The sequence below is a fragment of the Fictibacillus macauensis ZFHKF-1 genome (assembly GCF_000269865.1).
Classification (GTDB): domain Bacteria; phylum Bacillota; class Bacilli; order Bacillales; family Fictibacillaceae; genus Fictibacillus_C; species Fictibacillus_C macauensis.
In genome coordinates this window covers 20,003-27,964 of the sequence record NZ_AKKV01000008.1, presented here as the reverse complement: position 1 = coordinate 27,964, position 7,962 = coordinate 20,003, and the positions used below count along the sequence as shown (strand labels likewise).

Below are 7,962 nucleotides of genomic sequence, written 5' to 3'. Positions count from 1 at the left end.
ACGAATGCACTCCGTAGAGTGGAAAGAAATAAAGGAAGCCATAATGTTTTTGAAATAGCCTATCCAAAAATGGTAGATAACGTGATCATCTTAAGAGACAACTTCATCATTTACATAAAATTTATTGACACTCCACTTTTTTATTAAATGGAATTTTGATACAATGAATGTTATATATTGTTAGAAATATTTATTATCTCTAACTATTATGAGTTCACACTTTAAAAGTATAGTGAAATTGGGTGACTAGCAAGTTTTTTAATTTTTCTGCAAGCGATACTGAGAAATTATGTATAAATCTTGTTGTCAAGTTCATTTGTATGAGGAAATAATAAAGTATTTTAATTATGGTGTATAAGAAAAGCCAAATTCTTATAAGAAATGAATTTTGGAGATAGTTCTTTTAACCCCAAACAATGAGGATTAATCTAGAAAATTAAGACCTAGGAAGTGGATGCGTTTACTGTGTTTCCCTGAGTCTTTTATAATCCTCGTTTCAGATACTAACGCATAAAGCAGAAAAAGTTCCATAATTTCTGCTGTAAGTTTAATCATGAAAAAAGTGAAAAAAAGTTTTAATGCATAATGAAGCATTATGATTTCCATAAGAGAAGGGAAGGCTAATCAAAATAAAATGATTTTTGAAACAGAAGAAAATTTAATAAATTACACTAAAGGAATCATCGGCAAGACCTTTAAAGAGATAGACAAGAAAGGAGTCCTCCAAGGTAATAATAATGATAAAGGAAGACTAGGCAAGGTGGTTGAAACAGGGTTCTATGGTTATGAACTTAATAATCGTTCTGAAGCTGATTTCAGTAAGTTAGGGATTGAATTAAAGGTATCTGGTTTTAAAACAATTCAAGATGGTTCTTGGTCTGCAAAGGAACGACTCTCTTTAAGTATGATTAACTACAAGAATATAATTCATGAAGATTATGAGTTTAGCAAGCTCATTTCTAAGAACAGAAAGCTGTTGATAATATGGTATGAATACATTAAGAGTGTTTCATATGCTGATTTTGTAATCCGTGATTTTCAAGTGTACGATATGACAAAAGACGAAGCAATTATCCGAAATGATTTTTATACAATAAAAAAGAAAGTGTATAACGGTCTTGCTCATAAATTATCTGAGGGAGATTCTGTAATTTTAGGAGCTGCTACCAAAGGTCAAAAAGGTCAAACAACAGTACAACCTAACTCCCCAATTCCTGCTCCTACACGAGCATTTTCTTTGAAAAACTCATTTTTTCGTGGTGTCTTAAGAGAGCATGTGAAAAGAACATCAAAGAACAAAAGAACAATGAAGTTCCTTACCCCTGAAGAATTTGTATGGGAAAAACTAAGACCTTATAAGGGTATGTGTCAATTGGATATACTTAATCAATATGTAAAACGTGATTCTTCTAAAAAACTTGCAAAAAATATAGGTAAAATGGTGTCAGATAGAGTGGTAGGCAAAGATAAAGAACTACCTAATCAACATGAGGTATTTAGCAAATCAAATTGTCTAATCAAAAACATTCCAATTCGAGAGGATAACTTCCCTCTTGAGAAGGCGAACTTCAGTGCACTGCAAATTTCTGATTTTACATCTCCATGGGAAGAATCTGAATGGAAAATGTTCTTTGAAGAAGTCACATTTATTTATATAGGATACCTTGGAGAGAAAGATGGTAAAAAACTAGGGAATGGCTTCAGAATTTTAGATAGAATCTTTAAAATAACTTTTACCTCTGAAGAAGTTGAAGAGTTTGGGAAAACATATAACATGATAAAAAGAGCGATAGATGAAAAAAACACAGAAATTCTTCCAACTGCATCATCAGATATAAAAGGAGAGTATAAGCTTGTACTTTCTACAAAAGGAAAAGGTGGAGGAATATACAAACGATTCCTTGAAGATAAGAGAGAAACGTGCTTTATGCTGAATAAAGATTTTATCCATAAAAAGTTTAATGAAGCGATAATTCTTCGTTAGAGTCAAAATCTTATCTACATGGAGATGATGTTCGAACGACGGCTGCTGTCCGCACTCAGCACAAAAATAAAAATAAGTTTTCTATCAAAAAAGATACCGATTGTTCGGATTGTACAAACTCTTCGTCTCTCCAGAGGCACCGTTTACCACCGATGAAAAAAGCCGAGTCTTCATTGCTCCAGAATAGCAGATATGAAATTGGGGACGAGTTCTAAGGGTCATTTAAAGTAAAACAAAAAGATGACTCTAGAAAATGGAGTCATCCTCTCTATAAACTAATCTAATTCTTGAACTATTTCTGCAATATAACGACTATTTAACCAATAGGATTGTTTGGTTATTCTTTGGCCATTTGGAAGTAATACTTTGTCCTCTCCATTAGCGCCTTTTGGTCGAACATGGGTAACGCCATTAAAGTTGCTTTTGGGTAAGTCGTTTGTTTCAACAATTTTGTTATCTTTTTGTTGCTTATATCCAATCTGTAGTCCTTCTTTTATTTTTTGATTAACAGTTTCCCATAATTGTTTTATTTCATGTTCGATTGTTCGATAAGGCATGTTCCAAAGCTTAATGCCTTTAAGAAATAATTGTCGGTTTGGATTTTGTTGTTTTGTTTCCTTGTATTCAAAAACTACGAATAGAAATTTAGTGTTAAGGAACCGGTGTCTTATGTGACTGCATTCCCAAGTTTCGTTTATCCACTGATGAAAATCAATATTTTCAAAGGACATGGATTCTTTAGGCTTTCCATTGGGTTCTAAACGGACCGTTTTAAACTCAATATTAGCCTTTGCGAATTCTTCAATATTATCAAAACGAGTTCCTTTTATACCTAAAAAAGAGCTTACAACGGAAGGAACGAATGCTTTACCAGTAGGGTTATGTTTTAAATTAAATGTTTCTGCAATTTCTGTAGTTGTTTTGCCTATATGAGGAGCGAATTTTTCAGCCAGAAGATCGTTTAGTGATTTCTTTTTCAGCTCTGCTGTAGTAGCAAAGCTTACTAATTCCTCTTTATTTATATGTTTACGAAGTACAGCAGTCATATAGGATTGCTTTAATGAAAATGCTCGCTGCATTGCAAGTGTTTCTGAAAATGGTTGCGGACGAACACTGCTTTTGTTTGTTCCTTTCGTGCACGCTCCCAAATAGTTAGTATCGCCTTCAGAAATTTCATGTGCTAATCCATTTTTTATTTTTGAAATAATTGTCTTCCAGTCCTGTTTAATGATTTCTAGGTCTGACTCAGGGTATGTAAAAAGAATACTTCTATAGATACGATAATCTTTACGATCTATGTTAGGTAACCATTCATAGAACATAAGCAAAAGGTTTTCGTTTTTTCTCCAAAAACTTGAATCTGTAAAAGAAGCATGAACTTCTTCCATATAATTAATGATATTCAAAACAAGTCGTTCTTTTGCAGAGATGGAACCATCCTTATTTTTCTTAAAAGGAGTAACTTTTAATTCAGTGTTTAAATGTTCAAAATCAGGTTGTGCATTGGAGTTGATTGTATAACCAAAAAAGCTTTCCTCTATTATATGACCAAGGCTACCCTTAGATTTAGTATTTGAAAGTCTATCTTTAAAATCAATTTCTCCAAACGTTTTACCTTCTGCTTCTTTAGCTTTTTCAATCAAATCACTTACTGTGAGATATTCCATAGATGCCTCCCAATTATTCTGAAATTAATTCTTGATTTTATATAAATTTCTATATAATGGATTGTGGTTAAGTATATAGTAGATTCCGAACTTTGACTATAGCATTGAGGAACTTGCTCGTAATTATAAAGTGCAGTTTCCATTAGAAACTTTTTGTAACAACACATAAGTTCTGTTATTCTTAATCATGAAGAGTTCTCACGTCGACAATGGTGATTCATTTACTATTATTGAACAGGAGAGGTCTCTTTTTTAGTTAAATATATTGGCTTGTTTTAGCCATAAAATAGCATTGTTTTGTATCGAGAAAAGGATCTTTCTATTTAATGAAAAGTACGATATAATTAAAAAAACGAAAGGGTGTTCGTGAAATGAGTGGTGAGAAAAAAATACGCGTCATTGAGTTGTTTGCTGGTGTTGGTGGATTCCGTCACGGGTTGGAGAAGGCCAATAAGGATCTATTTGAGGTAGTCTGGGGCAATCAATGGGAACCTTCAAGGAAAGCTCAAGATGCTTTCGATTGCTATTCTAGAAACTTTTCTAGTGGCATTCATAGCAACCAAGATATTGGTAGTGTGCCTGATAGTGTTTTTCAAGAATTAGCACCGGATTTAGTAGTAGGTGGTTTTCCTTGTCAGGATTATTCAGTCGCTAGATCTCTTAGTGGGGAAAAAGGCATTCAAGGGAAAAAGGGTGTTTTGTTTTGGGAAATTGAAAGAGTGCTGCAAAATAGCCATCCGAAATACGTAATATTAGAAAACGTCGATCGACTCTTAAAGGCACCCTCTAGTCAACGGGGAAGAGATTTTGCAATTATGCTCGCTACCTTTAATAACCTCGATTACAATGTAGAATGGCGCGTCATTAATGCGGCAGATTATGGACATGCTCAAAGAAGGCGCCGAGTATTTATCTTTGCTTACAAAAAAGATATTGCCTACAATCAAGAACAAAAGCAATTTGGTTTAGATGAGATTCTTTATAAGAACGGTTTTTTTGCTAAAGCCTTTCCAGTGTTAGGAACACCATATAAAAATCGTATCAATCGACTACCTTGCTTGTCCACAGACCGAGTAGATTTAACAGAAAACTTTAAGTTTGAATTTCACACAACGGGAGTTATGCGTGATGGAGAGATCCTTACAGTGCATACAGAACCTGTAGAAAAATCGCCAACGCCGTTACGAGATATTCTACTACCTGAAGAAGTAGTAGATGAGAAATTTTATCTTACCGAAAGTATGGAAGAAAAATTCAAATACTTAAGAGGCTCCAAGAAAGTGGAGAGAACAACTGCTGATGGCTATAAATACATGTTTTCAGAAGGTGGAATGTCTCCAACGGATGGATTAAACCTTCCGGGAAGAACGATGTTAACGAGCGAAGGATCAGTTAATCGCAGCACGCACATCGTAGAGGTTAATGGTCGGAAAAGATTTCTTACGCCTATAGAATGTGAACGACTAAATGGCTTTGCTGACAATTGGACGGCAGGTATGACTGATAGAATGAGATATTTCTGTATGGGTAATGCTCTTGTGGTGGATCTTGTGGAAAGAATGGGACAAGAGCTGGAAAAAATAGAAGTTCATAAAGATGAGGATCATGAAATAAGCCAATTAGCTTTTTCATTGTAAATCATATGCTTTTCATTATTCAAAGCACAATTGCTAACCCTGCAATTGCGCTTTTTTTTCTACTTTCAAATCACTCACCATACACGTACAATAAAATAGAATTCACAATCAAAAAGTAAGAGGGATACCGATAATTCTAATAGATCGAACGCCTAACGATGCCAAAATTAGTGATGATTTTCACAATTTGGACACGCTATATAATGCACTTCATGCCATCGTAGGAACAGAAGATGACTTTAACGATTTTGAGGGTGCGCGTTTACGAGTTCTTGGTGTTTGTTATGACATTCGTCATGCGTTATTGAGGCATCGGGAAGTGAAGTTTGTAAAAAACGGACTTGATGCGGACATGAAGAGGTTTTTGTCGATTGTAACGAATGGGAATAGTTCGTATTTTTCGTTTGAAGCTTTATGGTCAGAGTGTTATTTGTCATGATGGCGTTAAATGATTTTGTGAAATTGTATGATAGCAAAAAGCCAAAGGGAAATTATAATAGTACGGCTGATGATCGAGCGGTCTAGGATTCCAACATCAAGGAGAAAGTGCCAAATGTTTAAGCACTGCGATTCCGTCTACTTCTGTTAATCGTAAATTAAACCTATTAAATCATCCATATTTGTTTACAGGTCGATACACTACACACTATATATGAATCAGGAAAAGCGCTTAAAAAACATCACAATCTTAGCGGAGAAAGGTCGAGAGTACTTGTCGATTGAAAAGGAAGTAAGGGAAGCGGCGAGATCCTACAATTGCTCCGTTGATCGCATACGGTTAAAAGGCGATGAGCCTGACGAAATTGATTGGTAGGTAGTAAAGTGGCAGAAGAAAAAGGAACGTGGGCAGTAGAAAAAAGATGAACAAGCAGTCAGAGGTTGAAATGTCTGTAATTTGATTGGACATATCTATCTTATGTATGAATCGATGGTCAGGAAAATTTCATTTTATCTAGATATTTAATAGTGTAAAAAAATTATACTGTGGTAGGGAAACATCCCTAACTCTTTTTAATGGCCTCATTATTGATCAATAATAATGAGGCCATTTGTTAGTTCTAATATGTTTTCTTGAAACAAGATATTGTTCGCTTGGTTTTGTTCTAGACTAATTACCTCTATAGTGATGGTACAGGTATATCTACATTAATTAAGGTGTTATTTGCAAGGTTATACATAAGTGGACCTCTTTCTAGATGTGTTGACCAGCCTTCAACTAAATACCTAATAATTTCAAATGACAGTATATTAGAGATAGTATCGGCAGTTTGTACAATAGAACTAGGCACGAAGTCATCTCTTAATAAATTTAAATTTATGCCCGAATCCTCTTTTACTTTTCTTAAAAATTGATTTATTTCAGTTGGTTTCTTGTTTTTTCCTTCTAGATAAAGTGGGAAGATCGTTGCGTCAAAACCATAATAACCACCTGGGTATATAAGAGGGACATTGTTACTTTTAGAAAAAGACTCAATTGATGTGAGAATTTTCTCATCATCAGCGGCAACAAGGAGTATATCTAAATCTAATGGTAATAAGTGCAACTCATCTTCAGAGTACGACAAAGGATAAACATCAATATTTGGAATAGTTATTTTAGAGTCAATGCGCTCTTCAATTAACTGTTTTAGTACCTCTACTTTGGCTTTGCCAATATCATTTCTAACTAAAAACGGGCACCGTGTTAAATTACTTTCTTCAACTACATCATGATCAATGAGTACAAAGTTACGCAAACCGAATAAAGCTAGTTTAACTGCTAAATTTATACCAACTGTACCACAGCCAATAATTCCAACTTTCTTGTTAAATAAGTTATTTTGAATATCTAAAGGACTTACATTAGTTTTAAACATTTCCCAGACAGGTAGAATTCTATTATACGTTTGATAAATGTTAGTTTGCATAGATGAGGTAATCGATTGTGTTTCTTTAATATCTATGTATCCGTAGTCGAGTAGACTATCAATAATTTCAAGCCCTTCTTTTAGAGAACCCGTCTCCTCAAGCTTATTTTTAAGTTCTGACCATGAGCATTGATTACTTATAAGATTACAAATTAACAAACCAACTTCATTAAGTTCGAACGTTTTCCTTTTTTTTTGATATAAAGGGTTGTTGAAAATAATTATATTGTCTTTTAGAAATACTTTAACGTAAGGTTTGAATTTAATTATAGGCATGGTAGACTCCTTTAAATAAAAGTGTATAAAAATAAGGAATCAAATTGATTCCTTACTTGTTAATTTTACAGTTTCAAAGTAGGGCATGATTCGCAGGCACCAGTATTTTTATCTTGTACTTCGCGCATATGTAGCCACTCTTTAATTTTAAAAAAAATACATGTCTCCATAAATGAAATGAATTCTGAATTTTGTAAATGGAAGCAGTCAACAAGGGTGCTCATTTTAATGAGCACCCTTTGTTGATAAGACTGATTATGTACCAGTCTACAATCATTTTACAGTTTCAAAGTAGGACATGATTCCCAAGCACCAGTATTTTTTTCTTGTACTTCACGCATGTAAAGCCACCTCCTTTTGAAAATTCTGAACTTTCAAATTAATAATAATATACGTTTCCATAAATGTAAATAAATTCTTATTGGGTCTTTTGCCCTGTTTTTCTATAGTTTTTGGATTTTTATTTTTAGGAGGATTATAGCCCCTTGTAA

6 protein-coding genes are annotated in these 7,962 nt (G+C 33.9%); 4 read left to right on the top strand and 2 right to left on the bottom strand.

What is annotated here, in order from left to right; all coding sequences use genetic code 11:
• Positions 1-595 precede the first annotated feature (595 nt).
• On the top strand, positions 596-1,984 hold the full coding sequence (locus A374_RS01275) for a Sau3AI family type II restriction endonuclease (RefSeq protein ID WP_007200354.1): 1,389 nt from the start codon (positions 596-598) through the stop codon (positions 1,982-1,984).
• A gap of 275 nt (positions 1,985-2,259) precedes the next feature.
• Here A374_RS01275 and A374_RS01270 read toward each other — a convergent pair whose 3' ends face one another.
• Positions 2,260-3,651: a Sau3AI family type II restriction endonuclease gene (locus tag A374_RS01270; RefSeq protein ID WP_007200353.1), complete on the bottom strand. Its 1,392-nt coding sequence runs from the start codon at positions 3,649-3,651 to the stop codon at positions 2,260-2,262.
• A gap of 371 nt (positions 3,652-4,022) precedes the next feature.
• On the opposite strand from A374_RS01270, the gene dcm reads away from it, so the two are divergent.
• The 3 genes from dcm (at position 4,023) to A374_RS21385 (ending at position 6,102) form a co-directional block, all read left to right on the top strand.
• Positions 4,023-5,288: a DNA (cytosine-5-)-methyltransferase gene (gene dcm / locus A374_RS01265; RefSeq protein ID WP_007200352.1), complete on the top strand. Its 1,266-nt coding sequence runs from the start codon at positions 4,023-4,025 to the stop codon at positions 5,286-5,288.
• 100 nt (positions 5,289-5,388) lie between these two features.
• On the top strand, positions 5,389-5,727 hold the full coding sequence (locus A374_RS21390) for a DUF6904 family protein (RefSeq protein ID WP_420794940.1): 339 nt from the start codon (positions 5,389-5,391) through the stop codon (positions 5,725-5,727).
• Positions 5,728-5,940: 213 nt separating this feature from the next.
• Positions 5,941-6,102: a DUF6904 family protein gene (locus A374_RS21385; protein ID WP_420794938.1), complete on the top strand. Its 162-nt coding sequence runs from the start codon at positions 5,941-5,943 to the stop codon at positions 6,100-6,102.
• Positions 6,103-6,406: 304 nt separating this feature from the next.
• On the opposite strand, the gene A374_RS01255 is transcribed toward A374_RS21385, so the two are convergent.
• Positions 6,407-7,471, bottom strand: coding sequence for a ThiF family adenylyltransferase (locus tag A374_RS01255; RefSeq protein ID WP_007200351.1), 1,065 nt, complete (start codon positions 7,469-7,471; stop codon positions 6,407-6,409).
• Positions 7,472-7,962: the final 491 nt, after the last annotated feature.